Below are 17,316 nucleotides of genomic sequence, written 5' to 3'. Positions count from 1 at the left end.
TTTCATTATTAAATGACAATTTACTGTTATTTCGTGATGTTTTGTCATGTTCGAATTCAAATTGATAAGAAACTGTAATAATAAATAGGTTTATGCGGTGTTACAATAAGTCTGCTGGATTTTTCCTGAACGAAACAACTAGGCAGGAAAATTCTCATTAAGTAAAATTTTTTAAAACAACTCATAGATAGTCACGGACAACGAAAGGGGAGCAAAAGCTTGAATACATTATCTAAATTTCTAACGATCGCTTTATCGGCTGTGTTGGCTTTAACGATGTTTTTGCCTGCTGCAAGCGCAGATAAATTAAGCGATTTAGAGAAACAACAGCAAGAGGTTAAGCAAAAGCAAAGCGAGTTAAACTCCGGTATCCAACAAAAAACAAACGAAATTTCTCAAAACCAAACCACGCTCGAGAAAATCATCGCAAAAATCCGCGAGTTGGATAATCAACTCATCGAAACACAAGACAAAATCGACGTTGCTCAAGCAGAAATCGACCAAACAAAAGTTGAAATCGACGAATTGCAAAAGTCGATTAAAGAACTTGAACGAAAAATTGCAGAACGCGAAGAACTTTTAAAAGAACGTGCACGTGCCATTCAATTAAGTGGTGGATCAGTAGACTACATAGATGTGCTTCTTGGCGCAAATAGTTTTGTTGATTTCATTGACCGCTTTTCAGCAGTCAACATCTTAATCGAAGCAGATCGTGAAATCATGCGTGAACAAGCAGCAGACAAAAAACTTCTTGCTGAACAAAAAGCGGAAGTAGAAACAAAGTTAGCCGAGCAGGAAGCTCAAAAAGCGGAATTAGTCAATTTGAAAAATTCACTAGCCTCTCAGAAAAATGCACAAGCAAAACTTGAAAAAGACTTAAAAGCAGAACAAGCACGTTTAGCTAAAGAAAAATCAACGCTTGAAACAAAACATAGTGAAACACTAGATATTAGTGCAGCTCTTGAAAAGAAAATTGGTGCAGAACAAGCACGCCTGGCAGAAGTCGCCCGTAAAGCAGAACAAGCACGTTTAGCTAAAGAAGCTGCTGCACGTAAAGCGGAAGCTCAGCGTCAAGCATCGGCATCAGCTACAGCACCTGTACAAGCGGTAGCTCCACCTGCTTCTAGCGCAGGCAGTTCAACATTTATCTTACCTGCATCTGGACGCTTTACTTCTGGCTTTGGCGGAAGAGACATCGGCGTAGGCGCAGAATCCCATCTCGGAATGGATATTGCGAACGTAACTGGAACACCTATCTCTGCTGCAGCTAGCGGAATCGTTTCTTATGCTGGCAACATGGGCGGATACGGCAACGTTGTGATCGTTACACATTCTATTAATGGCCAAACACACGCTACGGTATACGCTCATATGAATTCCATCAACGTATCAGTAGGTCAATCTGTTTCACAAGGTCAACAAGTAGGCGGCATGGGTAGCACTGGTCGCTCGACTGGTACACACCTTCACTTTGAAATTCACGTAGGACCTTGGAATGGCGCACGTTCAAACGCTGTTAACCCTTCTCCTTACGTACGATAATACGATAAAGAATATTTATTCTTTGACTGTCTCAAATATTCTTTCGTCTACAAGAAAACCCCGCTATCTTTTTCAAGATGGCGGGGTTTAGCTTGTTTACCTATTCTTTTCCTCCATACAACTGCTGGAGTTCTTCTTCCCTCATCGTAAAGCGGTGTTCCTCCGCAGGAAATGTGTTTGATTTCACTTCATTGACGTACTGAATCAAGCCGTTTTTTATGATCTCGCCTGTTTCTGCATAAGACCGTACAAATTTCGGCAAATGGTGCGATCCGTATTTCAAGGTGTCGTGATAAACCAAAACTTGGCCATCTGTTTCACTGCCCGCTCCAATGCCGATGACCGGGATGGTGAGAGCTGTGGTGACTTTGTCAGCTAATTGGTACGGAATACATTCCAGAACCAGCATACACGCTCCTGCTGCTTCACAAGCTTGTGCATCCTCAATTAGCTTTTGTGCGGCATCTGCGGTTTTCCCTTGAACTTTATAACCGCCTAGAACACCTGCTGACTGAGGCAGCAATCCGAGATGCGCAACAACCGGAATGCCGGCACGTGTTAATAATTGTATGGCGTCAACTACCTCATCTGCACCTTCTACTTTTACCGCTTCCGCTCCAGTCTCCTGAAAAATTTGAACAGCGTTATCCAGTATACGTTGTGCGCTTCCGTGAAACGAAGCAAATGGCATATCTACCACTAAAAATGTGTCGGGAGCTCCGCGACGAGCTGCTTTTCCGTGATGAATCATGTCATCTACGGTTACTTTTACAGTAGAATCATATCCAAGAACGACCATTCCTAAAGAATCGCCGACTAAAATGACATCGATTCCAGCTTCTTCAGCAAGCTTGGCTGACGGGTAATCATAAGCGGTCAGCATGGCGATTTTTTCGTTTTGTGTTTTCATTTTGATGAGTGATGCGGTATTCTTCATTTTTTTCTCTCCTTTTGGGAGGAAAACCAAAAATAAAGCCCATCTTTCCAATTTTGGACAGACGGGCAGAAAGTTTATTGTAGGTTTTCTCCGTCCCTGTCGATTTAAGATCAAGGCAGAACTATGCAGTTGTTGAGCAATTTTGGGGGTGCAGTTCAGCAAGGATACTGCCCTTCATGTCACTATAGCAGAAGTTGCGTTAGGAGAACACGAATACTAGCTCATGTATTCAGTTTTGAGAATACTGTAGAGCAGAGAATCGCGCCAGCCTTTTTTCATTCGTAAGTTTTGGCGAAGCAGTCCTTCTTTTACCATTCCTGATTTTTCTAGAACGTTTTGCGACCCACTGTTTTGAAGATCACAACTAGCTGAAATTCTGTTGAGTTCTTTGTTTCTAAACCCAAATTCGAGTAATAATAATGTGACTTCTGTCGCAATTCCCCTTCTCCAAAAATTCGGATGAAGAATATAACCGATTTCACCTGACTGGTTCATGTTATCTATTGCAGAAAGCTCTCCCGCTCCAATCACTTCGTTTGTTTGTTTCCATACCACTGCAAAAGTAAAACTCGTACGAGGGTTTGTTACCTGTTGCTCTAACACATCTACTAGATATTGTTGCGTTTCTTTTTCTGTATTAGGTCCCCATGGTTGGTATTGAGTAACTATTTCCTGTGAGGCATAGGCATGTACAGCTTTCCAATCCTCTTTAATAAACTCTCGCAAATAGAAGCGGTTTGTTTCAAGCATTACTTGTCTCTCCTCTAATTCCACTTTTATCAATTCATTACAGACCTTACTTTTTTCTGGATCATGACAAGCTTTGCTTCTAAGTCAACTGGCGAGTAAGTCGAATCGATGCAGTCGTTCCAGTATTCCATATGCTTTTGATCCACTTCATGACTTGAGTTTTCCAACTCTGCACCCCCTTCTCCTTGTACCGAGTACCAGTAAAGATAGGTGTTGCCATCAAGTGTTTCGCTAAAAATTGTTTCGACGAACATTTTTTCATCCTCAAGTGTAAGCAATACATTATCCATTTGCTTTTCTAAAAATCCCATCCATTGCTCAACTACAACTTCCTTTCCCTGTTTCACTTTAAATCTTGAAAGCTCTGTAGTTAGTTTCATTTAGTCCGCATCCTTTGCTATTTTGTTAAAATAACCTAATGTCGCGTTAGAATTTAAGGATTGAGTCACTCCTGTTGATTGATATCCTAATTTTTCGTAAAACCTACAGTTTGCTTCTTCTTCTAAAATGGTCGCGAGCTCCCAAACATGCGCTTCTGCATGCTGTTCTTCAACTAGCTTCATTGCTTCTTTAGCAATACCAAGACCTTGGAACTGTGGATCTACAAATATAGGACTAATCCAAAAACGGTTTTCTCCGCCGTACTTGACGCGTATTGCGCCTACCATTTTCTGTCCTTTTACGATTTTGTAGAAAAATGAGCCCGACATTGTGATTCGAGTGAGAACTTGTTCAAGTGTTTCGTTCGCAGGATTTGTCTTCATGTCTTGATATTTTACTAATAGTGGCATGAAAGACTCTTTTTGCATTGCTAAAATAGACGGGGCATCCGAAACTTCTGCTTTAATTAATTCTATTTTCATAAAAGCACCTCGTGTTGTAAAAAACTAAAAAGCTCTGGAACTCTTTTCTGAAAAGAAAGGTAGTTGTGTTTCTCCCCTTCTAATATGTTAAAAGTGACAACAGAACACTTTCTGTTCAACTTTTTTGCAACCCTCTGATTCGAAACCAAAAATTCATGGCTAGTGGTTGAATTACTCCCCGCTTCACTTGTACCGCAGTCCATACATAGTGAAGTTAGTACAGATAAGTCTGTTGTATCTATCAACTCTTCGATTTTTTCTTGATTGGCATAAAATGCTGATGAAAAAAGAATGATGTTTGTGAATATATGCGGATAAATACAAGCTGCGTATAAAGTAATCAACCCGCCAAGCGAAATTCCAGCCATTGCGGTTTGGCTTTGTTGTGTTCGATATGTTTTATCGATATAAGGTTTCAATTCTTCAACGATAAATTCTATATAGCTTGATCCATTGCCTCCAAAAGACACTGTTTTGTCTTCTAGAAATGGCTTGCTATAAACCCCATTTTTCCACGGACAATACTCATTTTTTCGTTGCTCCCTCCTTTGATCTATCGCTACAACGATTATATCCAAGCTATTTTTGTCTACATAATTTTCTAATTCTAGTGATACGCCACCAATAGCATGATCGTTTCGAAAAACATTTTGGCCATCGTGCATATACAATACAGGATACTGCTTATCAGTTAATCGGTAATCTTTAGGTGTAGAAACTCGAATCATTCGATTGTCTTGTAACTTCTCTGATGTGATCGAAAAAATATCCATCATTGTTGCAGATCACTCCCCCAAATACTCAACCGCCAATTCTTCTTCTCCACCTTTAAACACACGGTACGCTTTGGCTGAGGGTCTTGAGCTGACTACCTTTTTAATTTTTTGGTCGATATAATGAACAGCCGCTCCGTCGTCTGCGGCGATGCCGGATTGCATTACCCCTTGGTTCACAAATTGACGATAGGCCGGTCTTCTTTCAGCTTCGCCGTCGTAATGCGGACAATGACTTCCTCGTAAAAAGCCGAGCGCCTCGAGCGGTTCGAGTTTGTCACCATACGAATCGGTAACACCCTGTTCGTACCAGCAAATTGAACCTGCGCTGAGTCCTGCAAGAATGACGCCTTGTTCCCAAGCCTTTTTCAAAATTTGATCCAGTCCCCACTCTTTCCACAGCACCAATAAGTTTTTCGTATTGCCGCCGCCTACATAAATAATGTCTTGCTGTAATACAAACGCTTCTAAGTTTCGTGTATGTGGTTTGAATAAAGACAAATGACTCGGCTCACAGTGTTGTTGATTGAAAAAATCATAAAATTTTTCAATATAACTAGCTGCATCTCCGCTTGCTGTTGGGATAAAACAAACTTTAGGTCGCGTTTTACCTGCTTGTTTGAGTATGTATTGATCGAGGAGTGGATTGTCCGGTTCCATCGAGAACCCACCACCGCCCATCGCAATAATTTGGCACATATTTTAAATCCTCCTCTATAAATAATTGGGATATTTATCCTTATTTGATACAATTAAAAAATTCAATTATTGGAGGAATCGATTATGCTCATTCAAGAAATTGCTGTACAACAAATTACGGCTAGTTTGATACAAAGTTCATATGTGCGAGCTATTTTTCTGAAGGGATCGATGGGTAGGAACGAGCACGACGAGCATTCAGACATCGACCTGTATTGGCCTGGTCGACCAAGAACAAGAATCGTTATTTTTGAAAGAGCGGCTGTCTCACCTTGAAGCGTATCGCCCTGTACTATTTCAAGACGACATCTTCATCATCGCGCCACAGCTTATAGTAGTTTTTGATAATTTCCTGCATATCGATTTGTTTACGGTGACAGTAGAATCATTCACGGCAAAAGATTTTTTCAAAGTCGTTTACGATCCTGAAAATTTACTTGAACAATTCGTTGCGTCGCAAAGTCTTACGCTGAGTAAAGAGGAATACACCGACCATGTTATTGATGTTGCTTGGTTTTTATTCCAATACCGGAAAGCCGCTGCACGAGGAAATGAGATTTGGGCGGTAAAGATGCTGTCGCAAGTCCTCGAACATCTCTCCCGGGTTTTACTATATCGGTATACACCCGAACGCGCGCAACTTGGATTGAAAGCAATCAGTCGCTCACTGCCCAAAACTATTTTTGCAGAAGTCGAGAAAATGTCGACCTTAATGACGCCAGAAAATCACGCACAAGCCGCTTTAATTGTTCGGCGTCTTTTAGCAAAAGAAATTGGCTGGATTCATCAGCACATAACTGACCCTAATAAAATAATGACCTTGATGCAAAAGATGATTACTGAACGAGTGGAAAGCACATAAAATGATGCTTTTTAAGCTAGCTAGATGACCATTCCGGTTTTAATAAAGAAAAGATCAACGCATCATGAGATTGGTTCCGTTGATACAAATAACCACGCAGTTTTCCTTCTACTGTAAAGCCTAGCTTTTGTAACAAACGATTAGATGACGTATTTTCGGGAAACGTTACAGCACCCATTCGATATAAATCGAGTTCTGTAAAAGCATAGTTTAGCACGCTGTGTATAGCTTCTTGCATGAATTGCTGACGCCAATAATCTGGATGTAATTCATAGCCAATCTCTGCTTTCTTTGCTTTTGGATTCAAGTTATTCAAACCGATTGTTCCGATAAACTGGTTTGTCTCTTTAAGGCGAATCGCCCAGCGTATGCTTCGGTTCACTTCAAAACTAAGACGGAATGAACGAATAACTTCTACAGCTTCTTCTTCGTAACTCAACGAATCCATTCCGTAATATTCGGTCACTTTGTCTCGCGACATGATGTCGAAAAATCGCACCGCATCGCTTTCTTCAACTTGGTTTAAACGCAGCCTTTTTGTTTCTAATAGAGGAAATATCATCGCTCTGCTCCTTTTTGATTGCATAATCGTATAGTATTAAAAGTCTATTGGGTTGATGATTGCGAGTATTTGATGGTCTTGCCATTTGCCGTTAATTTCAACATTTTTTGAAGCAATACCTTCTTGATGGAAACCTGCTTTTTCCAACACGCGAACTGAAGCGTCATTTCCTGGCATAACGCCTGCTTCGATTCGGTGTAGCGCTAGTTTTTTGAAAGCATATGCCACGGTCAGCTCAATTGCTTCTGTCATATAGCCTCTACCGTTATAGGTTTTGTCTAGCGCATATCCTAGTATGGCGCTTTGCAACGGTCCTCTAATCACTTGCACTAAACTAATTGTTCCAACCAACACATCGGTTTCATTCTCAAAAATTCCAAAGCTATACGATAAATCATCTTCTTTTTGATCGGCATAAATTTCAATAAGCTCCCGCTGCATTTCAAGCGTATAGAAATCCGAATAACGCGTAACCGAGTAGGCTTCAAAAAAGTCACGGTTTGCGACCTCTAGCTTTAGTTTTTCAGCAGCATCTCTCGGCTGAAAAAATCGGATATAAACCTGCTCACTTCTCATTAGGAAATCACTCCTTTAGATTTAAACGTTTCACGTGAAACAGTTTACTCTACTATCGTCTTACGAAAACCGTACAATGGCCGATAGCTCTGCGCTTCATAAAAACTACGTGAAGCATCGCTAGCTAGTAATTCCAAACGAGTTTTCGGATATAGCTTGTGAGCATAGCGCAGCATCTTTTTTCCGATGCCTAATTTACGATGATCTTGGTTTACCAACAATTCACAAATATAGAGAGAAATAAAACCATCTGTTAATCCTCTTAAGCACCCAACGACTCGTCCATCGATTTCAGCAACCACAGCCACCGTAGAATTTGCCCAAGCCTGCTGTGTCTCTTGCTTCTTTTCAACGAGATTGTTCCATCCTTGCTGCTTGTTCAACTCATGAATCGTTCGGAAATCAGCTTCGTTGTATTTCCGAATGAGCACATCTTTTTGTTTATTCATTGGATTTTTTCAGCAAAGCGATGATTTCTTCGTTTTGTTCTATCTGTCTTTCCGAATTACTGCGGATGATCCGTACCCATCTCAATGCCATCGCAGCAATAAAAACTGGCACTAATAACGCAAATACTGCGATAATGTCTCCCATATTTTTTCCTCCTTTATTATGACTACTGAGCTTAGATTCCTGGCGAAAAGATCAGCAACAACGTAATGATAATCCCGCTAGACATTCCTAATCCCAATAAGGTATACAGATAATCATTGGGATTCTCTGCATATTTTCTCTCAAATCCAACCTGGATAATTGTCGGTAAAAACGGTAAGGCTGCGACTGGTAGCAAAAGAAACAAATTTATAGATGCATTCGTATTGAAAAGGATAAACGTTATGACTGTCAAAGCAATACCTGACCAGAGGCTAATGATTTTGTCCCACTTTTTGTGAAGATCGTTTACATAACTATCCGTAGACGATTTGTTTTTTTCTACTTTGAGAATTTTCTTTAGAACCTTGTCCACTAGGTAAATACTGGCTATGCTTCCACCTACGAAAAAAATAAAGCGAAGCGCCACTTCACTTTCAGAAAGCTCACTCCCGACTACAGCTGCAAGATGGACTCCCGCTACAAACGCACTGAATTCCATTTAGATATCTCCTTCGAAGTTGAATAATCTCGTAATGTCTTTTATCGTATCACGAGCGTATGGAAAATTATAGATATTTTCTGATAATTCTTTTTATCTTGTTAGCAAAGGCTCATGTATGGTCGTATTTTTCTTACGCCTACACAAGCCTCTCTAAAGCGTACTGAACGGTTTTATTCAACTATATTAAGGTAAATTCCAATCGACAAAAAAACACCCAGAACCTGCTTTCCGCTACTGGACGTATCTACCTTAGATATTAAACACCACCGAAAGGTAATCTGGAAATAAACTCACCCCAAAAGTAATTAAAATAATGGTTCCAGTTACCGATTCCAGTAGCGTATACAAATAGTCATTGGGATTTTCAGCATGTTTTTTTTCAAATCCTAAACGGACCAATAGCTGTATACTCCCCAACAGCACAGAAACCAGTAGGACATAAAAAACGGCTGCTGGACCATAATTGATCGCTACAAGCGATATGATAAAGACTATTACTGCTGAGAGGCCATTCAATATCCGATCCCATTTTTTATGCACATCATTTACGCGAGTGTCTGAAAAAAATGCTTTTCTCTCCACTCCAAGAATTTTTCTTAACAACATGTTGACTAAAAAGATACTCGATACGACTCCAAGTAGGAAAAGGAAAATCCGCCATCCAACATCTTCAACAATCACTCTCAGCACCTCCTTCGCTCGCCACCGCTCTCCCCGCTACTCTCCCAGAAAACAGGCAGCTACCAAGAAAAGTTCCTTCTAATGAGCGATATCCATGGACACCCCCGCCACCAAATCCGGCAACTTCTCCTGCAGCATAGAGTCCAGGTACCGGTTGACCGGTATCACCGAGTACTCGTGCGGATAAATCCGTTTGCAGACCACCTAAAGTTTTGCGGCTCAAAATGTGTAAACGAACGGCAATAAGCGGTCCTTTTTTACGATCCAGTAATTTATGCGGTGCCGCTACTCGAATTAGACGGTCTCCCCGGTAATTTCGAGCACCGCGCATCGCCGTAATTTGCAAATCCTTAGAGAATTTATTATCGAGCTGCGCATCTCGCGCGCTAATTTGCTGCTTGATTCGAGCAAAATCCAATAAGTTTTCTCCCGTTAATTTGTTCATACGTGCGACTAACTCTTCCAGTGTCTCTGCGACAACAAAATCTTCGCCTTTATCCATAAAAGCTTTTACCGGTGCTGTTGCTCCTGCCCGGACTCGAGACAAGACTTGAGGAATGCTTTTGCCGGTTAAGTCAGGATTTTGCTCAGATCCTGACAGCGCAAACTCTTTTTCAATAATTTTCTGCGTCAAAATAAACCACGAATAACTGTAGCCCGTTTTTTGGATAGTCTCAAGTGTTCCGAGCGTATCAAATCCCGGGAAATTAGGCGCAGAAAAACGTTTGCCTGTTGCATCAAACCACATCGAAGACGGACCTGGCAAAATTCGGATGCCGTGTTTGTTCCAAACCGGGTTCCAATTCTTAATGCCTTCAGTGTAATGCCACATCCGGTCACGATTAACGATTCGCCCACCTGCTTTTTCGGTAATAGCCAGCATACGTCCATCTACGTGCGCCGGAACTCCTGTGAGCATGGTTTCTGGTGCTATACCCAAACGACTTGGCCAATTTTTTCGAATCAATTCATGGTTGGCACCAATTCCGCCACTTGTGATAATGACCGCTTTTGCTTCACACCGAAAATTGCTGACAACGTTTCGTGAACTGGCTTCTCCACGCTTTACATCACTCGTCTCTAATAACGATCCTGTCACACCGGTTACTCGCCCACCTTTTATCATTAATTCATCTACTCGGTGCCGTGGCTGGTAATCGATTAACCCATTCTTGATATGTTCCCGAACACGTCTCTCAAACGGTGCGACAATTCCCGGTCCTGTTCCCCAAACGATATGAAAGCGCGGCACAGAATTGCCATGTCCTTCTGCTAAATAACCACCCCGTTCTGCCCATCCAACGACAGGAAAAAATTTGATGCCCATATCAGCAAGCCAGTTTCGTTTTTCATAGGTTGCAAAGTCTACGTAGGCTTCAGCCCATTTCTTGCCCCAATAATCTTCATCTTGCTCTTTATCAAAACCAGCTGCCCCAAGCCAGTCTTGCCAAGCCAACTCTTTTGAATCATTAATGCCCATTCTCCTTTGTTCCGGTGAGTCGACTAAAAACAGTCCGCCAAAAGACCACCACGCCTGTCCGCCAAAAGAAGCTGCTGGCTCCTGGTCTAGTAACAACACTTTTTTGCCAGCGTCTGCGATTTCCGCAGCCGCCACTAACCCTGCAAGCCCCGCTCCTACCACAATCGCACTTGGTTCCATTTAGACATCCCCTTTGATGTTCAATGAGTTTTTCGTTTTATCGTATCATGTACGTTTGGAAAATTATAGATATTTTTCATTATTTTCTGATAGTTCTATCTACTATGCAACTAAATTTGCTGGAACGCGCGTATTTTTGTTTTACCGTGCGTATATCTCCGCTGAACGTGCGTATCTCCTGCTGAACGTGCGTATTCTCCGTTGAACGGGCGTATCTTCCGCTGAACGTGCGTACCTTCCGCTGAACGTGCGTATCTTCTGCTGAACGTGCGTATTCTCCGTTGAACGTGCGTATCTCCTGCTGAACGTGCGTATTCTCCGTTGAACGTGCGTATTCTCCGTTGAACGTGCTTATCTCCCGCTGAACGTGCGTATTCCTCAAAAATCCCGTACAACCGCACCTACCCACAAGAAAATCGACAAAAAAACACCCCAAACCAGCAAGACTGGTCCAGGATGTTGCACTTACTCTAAATGCTTTCGTTGAAAATCGGCAATGCTCTCGTATTCTGCTGTTAAAAGGCGCGACAAGCGGATATAAATTGGCAAGAGCTCACGATATATACCAGCTGACGTTTCATCTGGCTCATGCGTGTGCGTTTGGCCGATCATTTCGGAAACGATACTGAAATCATCAACTTCGCCGATCGCATACATGCCGAGAACGACTGCCCCGAGACACGAGCTTTCAAAGCTTTCGGGAATAACTACGGGTTTATCGAAGACATCAGCCATCAGCTGACGCCACATTCCTGAACGAGCAAAGCCGCCAGATGCTTGGATACGTGTTGGTTCGCCGGTCAATTCCTCGACCGCCAGCAGGACGGTATACAAATTAAAGACAATACCTTCTAACACAGCTCGAATCATATGCTGCTTTTTATGATGAATGCTCAATCCGAAAAACGACCCACGTGCATTCGCGTCCCATAGAGGGGCTCGCTCTCCTGTTAAATAGGGATGAAACAGCAAGCCGTCCGCTCCAGGATTGACCGTCTCAGCGATTTTCGTCAGCACATCGTACGGATCGATGCCGAGACGCTTCGCGGTTTCCACTTCAGATGAAGCAAACTCGTCACGTAGCCAGCGCAAGACGATACCGCCATTATTGACAGGTCCGCCGACTACCCAATGATTTTCCGTTAAAGCATAACAAAATGTCCGTCCTTTTGGATCGGTTTTCGGCTCGGTCGTGACCGTACGGATGGCCCCACTTGTGCCGATTGTTACAGCTAGGACACCTGGTTCGATGGCATCTACTCCTAGATTTGCGAGCACTCCATCACTCGCGCCAATAATAAATGGAACGTCTTCAGGAATGCCCATAAACAAGGCGTGTTCCGAGACGAGACCTGTCAATTGATGGGTTGTTGGAACCGGTCGCGCCAACTGTTCGGGCGTGATGCCTGCTACTCCCAACGCCTCTTTGTCCCAATTCAGTTCCCGCAAATTAAATAATCCGGTTGCAGACGCAATTGAATGATCAACAACGTACTCTCCAAACAATTCCTGAAAGACAAATTCCTTAATGCCAATAAACTTAGCAGCCTGCTCAAAAACTTCCGGCTTTTCGTCTTTTAACCACAACAATTTGGATAGTGGTGACATCGCGTGAATGGGCGTACCTGTGCGTAAGTAAATTTCGTGGCCATTCAGTCGTTCTTTGATGTACTTCGCATGTTTTGAACTTCTTGTGTCGGCCCACGTGATGCTTTGCGTTAGCAAATTCCCCTTAGCATCTACTGCAATCAGACTGTGCATGGCTGAGCTAAAAGATACGAGTTTCAGTTGATTCGTATCGATTTCACTTTTACGGATGGTTTTTCGAACGGAACTTAACACCGCTCGGAAAATCTCCTCTGGGTCTTGTTCGGCCACTAACGGATTTGGCGTTTCGAGCGCATAAAAAACCGTGTCTGCCGCTAGGATTTTACCAGATTTATCAAACAAAACCGCTTTGGTGGAAGTCGTACCAATGTCTACCCCAAGATAATATGACTGTTCAGGCATAAGAGCCCTCCTCTATAGACAAGAAGAGAAAAAGGCGAAATCCCCTTTTTCTCTTTCAAGTTTAATTTAGATAAAAAAGCTGATGATTAACACTACCACGAAACCGGTTAACCCGATAATGGTTTCCATAACCGTCCAGGATTTTAAGGTATCCTTGACGTCCATTCCGAAATATCGGTTAACCAACCAGAATCCAGAATCGTTGACGTGTGATAAGACGGTCGCGCCTGAAGCGATAGCAATAACAATAAGTCCGAGAGCAGGACCTGTCATACCAACGATTTCAAGAAGTGGCGTGATCAGACCCGCTGCTGTTACCATCGCAACCGTTGCAGATCCTTGCGCAACACGAACTGCTGCGGCGATCAGGAATGCTAAAACGATTGGCGGCAACGATGAATCGCCCATCATGTCACCAAGTACTGCACCAACTCCTGAGTCGATTAATACTTGTTTGAAAACGCCGCCTGCTCCTGTGACTAAGATGATAATCCCAGCAGGCTCAAGCGCTTTAGTAGCAATGTCTTGTACTTCTTGACGCGAATAACCACGTTTTGTCCCAAGTAGATAAAACGTCAACAACGTAGCAATTGTCAGCGCCACGAATGGATGACCAAGGAACGTCAAAATCTCACGAACCATATTGCCTTCTTCTAGTAAGACGGCTGACAGCGTATTTAATAGGATCAATACAAGTGGAATCGAAATCAACGAAGTGATCATCGCAAAACTTGGTAGTTCTTTATCGTATTCCTTTTTTTCAAGTTCCATATAATCTGGAATTAACACATGAATTTTTTTGCCGATAAAGCGACCAAACACTGGCCCTGCTAAAATCATCGCTGGAATCCCCGCAAGCACACCGAACAAAATAACCCAACCAAGTTCCGCCCCAACCAGTTCAGCAACCGCGATCGGTCCTGGAGTTGGTGGGATAAAGCTATGCGTAACGGCTAGACCCGCAAGTAGCGGAATTCCGTAATGCAAAAGCGACTTGCCTGTTTTTCTAGCCAAACCGTAAACAATTGGTACTAAGATGATAAAACCAACATCAAAAAATACAGGAATCGCAACAATAAATCCCGTAACCCCTAATGCCCATGGTGCTTTGTCTTCACCAAATTTACTAATCATCGTAGAAGCCAAACGTTCTGCCCCACCCGATACTTCTAGCATTTTACCGAACATAGCACCAAGACCTACTACGACAGCAACAAAGCCTAGTGTGCCTCCCATACCATTTTGAATGGATGTAATGACTTCGTTAAGTGGCATGCCCGCCGCAATACCTACCAATAAACTGACTAGTAATAATGCTACAAAAGCGTGTAATTTCGTACGAATAACTAAGAATAGCAATAAGAATATACCTGCAAGTGCGACCATAATCAACGTTGAACCTGACAAATTTTCTCCCCCTCAATGTGTAACTAATTTATAGTTGGGTATTCCGCAAACCAACTTCATTTTTGCAAGAGTCTCTTTTCACGAAGTAAAAGTTATTTCTTCTCTACTGCGTGTCCACCGAATTCGTTGCGTTGTGCGGCTACGACTTTTCCTGCAAAAGTATCGTCTTCTAATGAACGGTAGCGCATCATAAGTGACAAGGTAATTACCGGTGCTGGTACATTTAAGTCGAGTGCTGTTTCCACTGTCCACTTTCCTTCGCCTGAAGAGTTCATCACCCCTTTGATGCCCTCTAGTTTCGCGTCTTTAGAAAATGCATTTTTGGTCATTTCCATTAAGTAGGAGCTGATGATCGAGCCATTGTTCCAAACGTCAGCAACTTTCTCAAAGTTATAATCAAATGGACTTTTGTTGAGAATATCAAAGCCTTCGGCAATTGACTGCATCATGCCGTATTCAATACCGTTGTGAATCATTTTCAAGAAATGCCCACTACCTGCTTCACCCGTGTACAAATAACCGTCTTCTACAGAAATGTCTTTTAAAAGGGGCTCGATGGTTTTGAACTTCTCTGCGTCGCCACCAATCATCGAACAAATACCATGACGTGCTCCATCTGTTCCACCACTCGTTCCGCAATCAAAGAAGAACATATTATGTTCTTTTAAAATCGCCGCGCGTCGTAATGTATCTTTGTAATTCGAGTTTCCACCATCAATAATGGCATCCCCCTCTTCAAGCAAAGGGATTAATTGCTCGATAACTGTTTCTGTAATTTCGCCTGCAGGTACCATCAACCACAGCGTGCGCGGTGCTTCTAGTTGCTTGACCATTTCTTCAATAGAAGAAACTTGTGTGAAACCGCTTTCTTTGATTTCGGTATGGCTGTCATAGCCGATCACCTCATGGCCGTGATCCACTATATTCAGTGCAAGATTTAATCCCATCTTGCCTAACCCTATAATCCCAATTTCCATTGTAGAATCCTCCTCATAAAAAAGAATTTTTTTCTTTATTAAGTTCATTGTATCAAATATTTTTCCGCGCGCAACATGTTATTGTATAATAGACGAAACTATTTAGACAGAAACGAGGCGCGGAGTATGAAAGAACAGCAATTTGCGCTGGCTGCCATACGCGGTAGTTACCGCCATTTTAGTGAAAAAGAAAAAAAGATTGCCGATTATGTCTTACATGATCCAAAAAACATTATTCATTTGACCATCAATCAAATCGCGGATGAGTTGGGATTAGCTGAATCGACTATTTTCCGCTTTTGCCAACGAATCGGCTTTAAAGGTTTCCAAGCATTTAAAATTTCGCTTGCTGCGGAAGTCGTAGCGCCTTTAAAAGATATTCACGAAAAAATTGAAGACGGCGACAGCATTCGCGTTGTCACCGAAAAAGTATTCCGTTCCAACATCAAAACGCTTGAAGATACGCTTCAAATTGTGGATGCAGAAGCGATGGAACAGGCGACCCATAAACTGATGAATGCTCGAAAGATCGACTTTTATGGCAATGGTGGTTCTGCCATGGTCGCGATGGACGGCTACCATAAATTTGTTCGTTTAGGTCTTCACGTTTCCATGAATTTGGATTCTCATATGCAACTGATGGCCGCTTCTCAACTGCAATCAGATGATGTGGCGATTGTTATTTCTCATTCAGGTTCGACTACTGATGTTCTTGACGTTCTTCATGTGTTGAAGGAAAAAGGCGTTACCATTATCTCTGTCACAAATTTTGCCAAATCGCCTTTGTCTAAGGAAGCGGACATCGCTCTTTATACCGTTTCAGAAGAAACTGATTTTCGTTCTGAAGCATTGGCTTCTCGTATCGCCCAACTGAGTTTGATCGATGCGCTTTATACCAATTTAATGATTGCTCGCGGCACTGACGGCAAAAAAGCACTTCAAGACATGCGCGAAGCGATGGCCCATAAACGGTTATAACAACAAAAAGCTCGCTCCTATCAAAAGGAGCGAGCTTTTTTTAATCAGGCTTCTTCCATAGAAATAACAAGCTTTCCTCTTGCATGTCCTGTCTCTGTTTTCTCTAACGCATCCAGTGCTTGTTCAAACGAGTAGACATGCTCTATTACCGGGAGCAACTTTTTCTACAATCTCTTTGACCAACTTGCCTACTGCGTCTTTCGTACTGATTTGGTGCTGCATTTGTTCAACCGTGATTTTTCTCGCTACACCTACTTGATTGCCCGAAACCACAACAACTTTTCCACCGTTCTTCACTACTTCTATACTATCTGTACCTGTCCTCCGACGAATGGCTAAAGCCGCATCTACTCCTTCTGGCATCCATTGTTTGATTTGATCTTTCCAACCAGAATTTGAATCATCAACTGCTTTTTCAGCTCCCATTAAAAGGAGCTGGTCATGATTTTTACTGGATGCGGAACCAATTACTCGAATCCCTCGATTTTTCGCCAATTGAATCACGATTGTTCCAATTGCGCCTGAAGCCCCAGCTACACAAGCGTATCTCCTGTTTTAAAATCAAGAGTTCGCAAGCTTTCTAAAGCTGTTTTGCAAGCTACTGGAATAGCCGCACCTTGCGTAAAACTAATGCTATCGGGCATTGCTAGTTCCTGTAATTCAACTCCCTAAGTTAATGCACTTGTTCTGACATAAGCTTTCATTTTCTCCAGTTTTTGAATAGGATAGTCAATCGATAAGTTCTTATTATTTGAATATTCAAACTAAAAATCATTATACTTACTAGTATCTCAACAAAATCTAATGATTCAATTTTTACCTAGATTGCAATATTAAATGCAACAAAACATGAAAACCCATTAAACCGTGTGTGGTTCAGGCGATGTGGGCGAGCTCTTCTAAGAAGCACGCTTCCGGTGTCCGGTAGCCGAGAATCTTTCGC

22 protein-coding genes are annotated in these 17,316 nt (G+C 42.3%); 3 read left to right on the top strand and 19 right to left on the bottom strand.

From position 1 onward, the window contains the following. Positions 1-219: 219 nt before the first annotated feature. Entirely contained in the window at positions 220-1,542 is a 1,323-nt protein-coding gene (locus FQ085_RS16710; RefSeq protein WP_058384005.1) for a murein hydrolase activator EnvC family protein, read from the top strand. Between the two features lie 100 nt (positions 1,543-1,642). On the opposite strand, the gene panB is transcribed toward FQ085_RS16710, so the two are convergent. The 6 genes from panB to FQ085_RS16680 form a co-directional block, all read right to left on the bottom strand. Further along, positions 1,643-2,479 carry a 3-methyl-2-oxobutanoate hydroxymethyltransferase gene (panB, locus tag FQ085_RS16705; protein WP_058384003.1) on the bottom strand — a complete coding sequence of 279 codons (837 nt, stop codon included), beginning with the start codon at positions 2,477-2,479 and terminating at the stop codon, positions 1,643-1,645. Between the two features lie 216 nt (positions 2,480-2,695). Then, positions 2,696-3,229: a GNAT family N-acetyltransferase gene (locus FQ085_RS16700; RefSeq protein WP_149457198.1), complete on the bottom strand. Its 534-nt coding sequence runs from the start codon at positions 3,227-3,229 to the stop codon at positions 2,696-2,698. Positions 3,230-3,258: 29 nt separating this feature from the next. Continuing rightward, the gene (locus FQ085_RS16695) at positions 3,259-3,609 is read right to left on the bottom strand and encodes a DUF6176 family protein (protein WP_149457197.1); all 351 of its coding nucleotides are present in this window, start codon (positions 3,607-3,609) and stop codon (positions 3,259-3,261) included. After that, the gene (locus FQ085_RS16690; protein WP_149457196.1) at positions 3,610-4,092 is read right to left on the bottom strand and encodes a GNAT family N-acetyltransferase; all 483 of its coding nucleotides are present in this window, start codon (positions 4,090-4,092) and stop codon (positions 3,610-3,612) included. Further along, the gene (locus FQ085_RS16685; RefSeq protein WP_149457195.1) at positions 4,089-4,868 is read right to left on the bottom strand and encodes an alpha/beta hydrolase; all 780 of its coding nucleotides are present in this window, start codon (positions 4,866-4,868) and stop codon (positions 4,089-4,091) included. The genes FQ085_RS16690 and FQ085_RS16685 overlap by 4 nt, the downstream gene beginning before the upstream one ends. Positions 4,869-4,877: 9 nt before the next feature. Continuing rightward, entirely contained in the window at positions 4,878-5,564 is a 687-nt protein-coding gene (locus FQ085_RS16680) for a Type 1 glutamine amidotransferase-like domain-containing protein (protein ID WP_058383998.1), read from the bottom strand. 250 nt (positions 5,565-5,814) lie between these two features. On the opposite strand from FQ085_RS16680, the gene FQ085_RS16675 reads away from it, so the two are divergent. Continuing rightward, complete coding sequence (locus tag FQ085_RS16675) at positions 5,815-6,426, top strand: nucleotidyltransferase domain-containing protein (RefSeq protein ID WP_237150097.1); 612 nt, start codon at positions 5,815-5,817, stop codon at positions 6,424-6,426. 16 nt (positions 6,427-6,442) lie between these two features. Here the strand turns inward: FQ085_RS16675 and FQ085_RS16670 are convergent, their stop codons facing one another. The 11 genes from FQ085_RS16670 to gnd all read right to left on the bottom strand — a co-directional run bounded on the left by FQ085_RS16670 (position 6,443) and on the right by gnd (position 15,395). Beyond that, positions 6,443-6,988: a GNAT family N-acetyltransferase gene (locus FQ085_RS16670; protein WP_058383997.1), complete on the bottom strand. Its 546-nt coding sequence runs from the start codon at positions 6,986-6,988 to the stop codon at positions 6,443-6,445. Between the two features lie 36 nt (positions 6,989-7,024). Continuing rightward, entirely contained in the window at positions 7,025-7,564 is a 540-nt protein-coding gene (locus FQ085_RS16665) for a GNAT family N-acetyltransferase (RefSeq protein ID WP_149457194.1), read from the bottom strand. Positions 7,565-7,608: 44 nt separating this feature from the next. Continuing rightward, positions 7,609-8,013: a GNAT family N-acetyltransferase gene (locus FQ085_RS16660; protein WP_058383995.1), complete on the bottom strand. Its 405-nt coding sequence runs from the start codon at positions 8,011-8,013 to the stop codon at positions 7,609-7,611. Next, positions 8,006-8,158: a hypothetical protein gene (locus tag FQ085_RS18180; protein ID WP_169793174.1), complete on the bottom strand. Its 153-nt coding sequence runs from the start codon at positions 8,156-8,158 to the stop codon at positions 8,006-8,008. The genes FQ085_RS16660 and FQ085_RS18180 overlap by 8 nt, the downstream gene beginning before the upstream one ends. A 31-nt stretch (positions 8,159-8,189) precedes the next feature. Then, entirely contained in the window at positions 8,190-8,657 is a 468-nt protein-coding gene (locus FQ085_RS16655) for a DUF4181 domain-containing protein (protein WP_149457193.1), read from the bottom strand. Positions 8,658-8,909: 252 nt separating this feature from the next. Further along, on the bottom strand, positions 8,910-9,341 hold the full coding sequence (locus FQ085_RS16650) for a DUF4181 domain-containing protein (RefSeq protein ID WP_149457192.1): 432 nt from the start codon (positions 9,339-9,341) through the stop codon (positions 8,910-8,912). Then, on the bottom strand, positions 9,331-11,001 hold the full coding sequence (locus tag FQ085_RS16645) for an FAD-binding dehydrogenase (protein WP_058383992.1): 1,671 nt from the start codon (positions 10,999-11,001) through the stop codon (positions 9,331-9,333). The genes FQ085_RS16650 and FQ085_RS16645 overlap by 11 nt, the downstream gene beginning before the upstream one ends. Before the next feature lie 110 nt (positions 11,002-11,111). Then, complete coding sequence (locus FQ085_RS16640; protein WP_149457191.1) at positions 11,112-11,396, bottom strand: hypothetical protein; 285 nt, start codon at positions 11,394-11,396, stop codon at positions 11,112-11,114. 70 nt (positions 11,397-11,466) lie between these two features. Further along, positions 11,467-13,011, bottom strand: coding sequence for a gluconokinase (gntK, locus tag FQ085_RS16635; protein ID WP_149457190.1), 1,545 nt, complete (start codon positions 13,009-13,011; stop codon positions 11,467-11,469). A 66-nt stretch (positions 13,012-13,077) separates the two neighbouring features. Further along, a complete protein-coding gene (locus FQ085_RS16630) occupies positions 13,078-14,418 on the bottom strand; it encodes a GntP family permease (RefSeq protein ID WP_058383990.1) in 1,341 nt (446 codons plus the stop codon). Between the two features lie 92 nt (positions 14,419-14,510). Beyond that, positions 14,511-15,395, bottom strand: coding sequence for a phosphogluconate dehydrogenase (NAD(+)-dependent, decarboxylating) (gene gnd / locus FQ085_RS16625; protein ID WP_058383989.1), 885 nt, complete (start codon positions 15,393-15,395; stop codon positions 14,511-14,513). Positions 15,396-15,521: 126 nt separating this feature from the next. Between gnd and FQ085_RS16620 the strand changes: the two genes are divergently transcribed. Further along, a complete protein-coding gene (locus tag FQ085_RS16620) occupies positions 15,522-16,373 on the top strand; it encodes a MurR/RpiR family transcriptional regulator (protein ID WP_058383988.1) in 852 nt (283 codons plus the stop codon). A 44-nt stretch (positions 16,374-16,417) separates the two neighbouring features. Here the strand turns inward: FQ085_RS16620 and FQ085_RS18510 are convergent, their stop codons facing one another. Next, the gene (locus FQ085_RS18510) at positions 16,418-16,531 is read right to left on the bottom strand and encodes a zinc-binding dehydrogenase (protein WP_149457189.1); all 114 of its coding nucleotides are present in this window, start codon (positions 16,529-16,531) and stop codon (positions 16,418-16,420) included. Beyond that, a complete protein-coding gene (locus FQ085_RS16610; RefSeq protein WP_262499837.1) occupies positions 16,497-16,880 on the bottom strand; it encodes a zinc-binding dehydrogenase in 384 nt (127 codons plus the stop codon). Before FQ085_RS16610 ends, FQ085_RS18510 begins: the two co-directional genes overlap by 35 nt. Between the last annotated feature and the right edge of the window lie 436 nt (positions 16,881-17,316).

The organism is Planococcus sp. ANT_H30, assembly GCF_008369335.1.
Classification (GTDB): Bacteria; Bacillota; Bacilli; order Bacillales_A; family Planococcaceae; genus Planococcus; species Planococcus kocurii.
The sequence above is the reverse complement of the archived record's forward strand: the minus strand, read 5'-3'. Positions and strand labels throughout refer to the sequence as shown.

Bases quoted from the DNA above. Each gene is read 5' to 3' on its own strand.
- FQ085_RS16690 (WP_149457196.1), bottom strand. From the start codon at position 4,092: ATGAAAATAGAATTAATTAAAGCAGAAGTTTCGGATGCCCCGTCTATT.
- panB (WP_058384003.1), bottom strand. From the start codon at position 2,479: ATGAAGAATACCGCATCACTCATCAAAATGAAAACACAAAACGAAAAA.
- FQ085_RS16670 (WP_058383997.1), bottom strand. From the start codon at position 6,988: ATGATATTTCCTCTATTAGAAACAAAAAGGCTGCGTTTAAACCAAGTT.
- gntK (WP_149457190.1), bottom strand. From the start codon at position 13,011: ATGCCTGAACAGTCATATTATCTTGGGGTAGACATTGGTACGACTTCC.
- gnd (WP_058383989.1), bottom strand. From the start codon at position 15,395: ATGGAAATTGGGATTATAGGGTTAGGCAAGATGGGATTAAATCTTGCA.
- FQ085_RS16665 (WP_149457194.1), bottom strand. From the start codon at position 7,564: ATGAGAAGTGAGCAGGTTTATATCCGATTTTTTCAGCCGAGAGATGCT.
- FQ085_RS16645 (WP_058383992.1), bottom strand. From the start codon at position 11,001: ATGGAACCAAGTGCGATTGTGGTAGGAGCGGGGCTTGCAGGGTTAGTG.
- FQ085_RS16700 (WP_149457198.1), bottom strand. From the start codon at position 3,229: ATGCTTGAAACAAACCGCTTCTATTTGCGAGAGTTTATTAAAGAGGAT.
- FQ085_RS16680 (WP_058383998.1), bottom strand. From the start codon at position 5,564: ATGTGCCAAATTATTGCGATGGGCGGTGGTGGGTTCTCGATGGAACCG.
- FQ085_RS16695 (WP_149457197.1), bottom strand. From the start codon at position 3,609: ATGAAACTAACTACAGAGCTTTCAAGATTTAAAGTGAAACAGGGAAAG.
- FQ085_RS16685 (WP_149457195.1), bottom strand. From the start codon at position 4,868: ATGATGGATATTTTTTCGATCACATCAGAGAAGTTACAAGACAATCGA.
- FQ085_RS16660 (WP_058383995.1), bottom strand. From the start codon at position 8,013: ATGAATAAACAAAAAGATGTGCTCATTCGGAAATACAACGAAGCTGAT.
- FQ085_RS16655 (WP_149457193.1), bottom strand. From the start codon at position 8,657: ATGGAATTCAGTGCGTTTGTAGCGGGAGTCCATCTTGCAGCTGTAGTC.
- FQ085_RS18180 (WP_169793174.1), bottom strand. From the start codon at position 8,158: ATGGGAGACATTATCGCAGTATTTGCGTTATTAGTGCCAGTTTTTATT.
- FQ085_RS16620 (WP_058383988.1), top strand. From the start codon at position 15,522: ATGAAAGAACAGCAATTTGCGCTGGCTGCCATACGCGGTAGTTACCGC.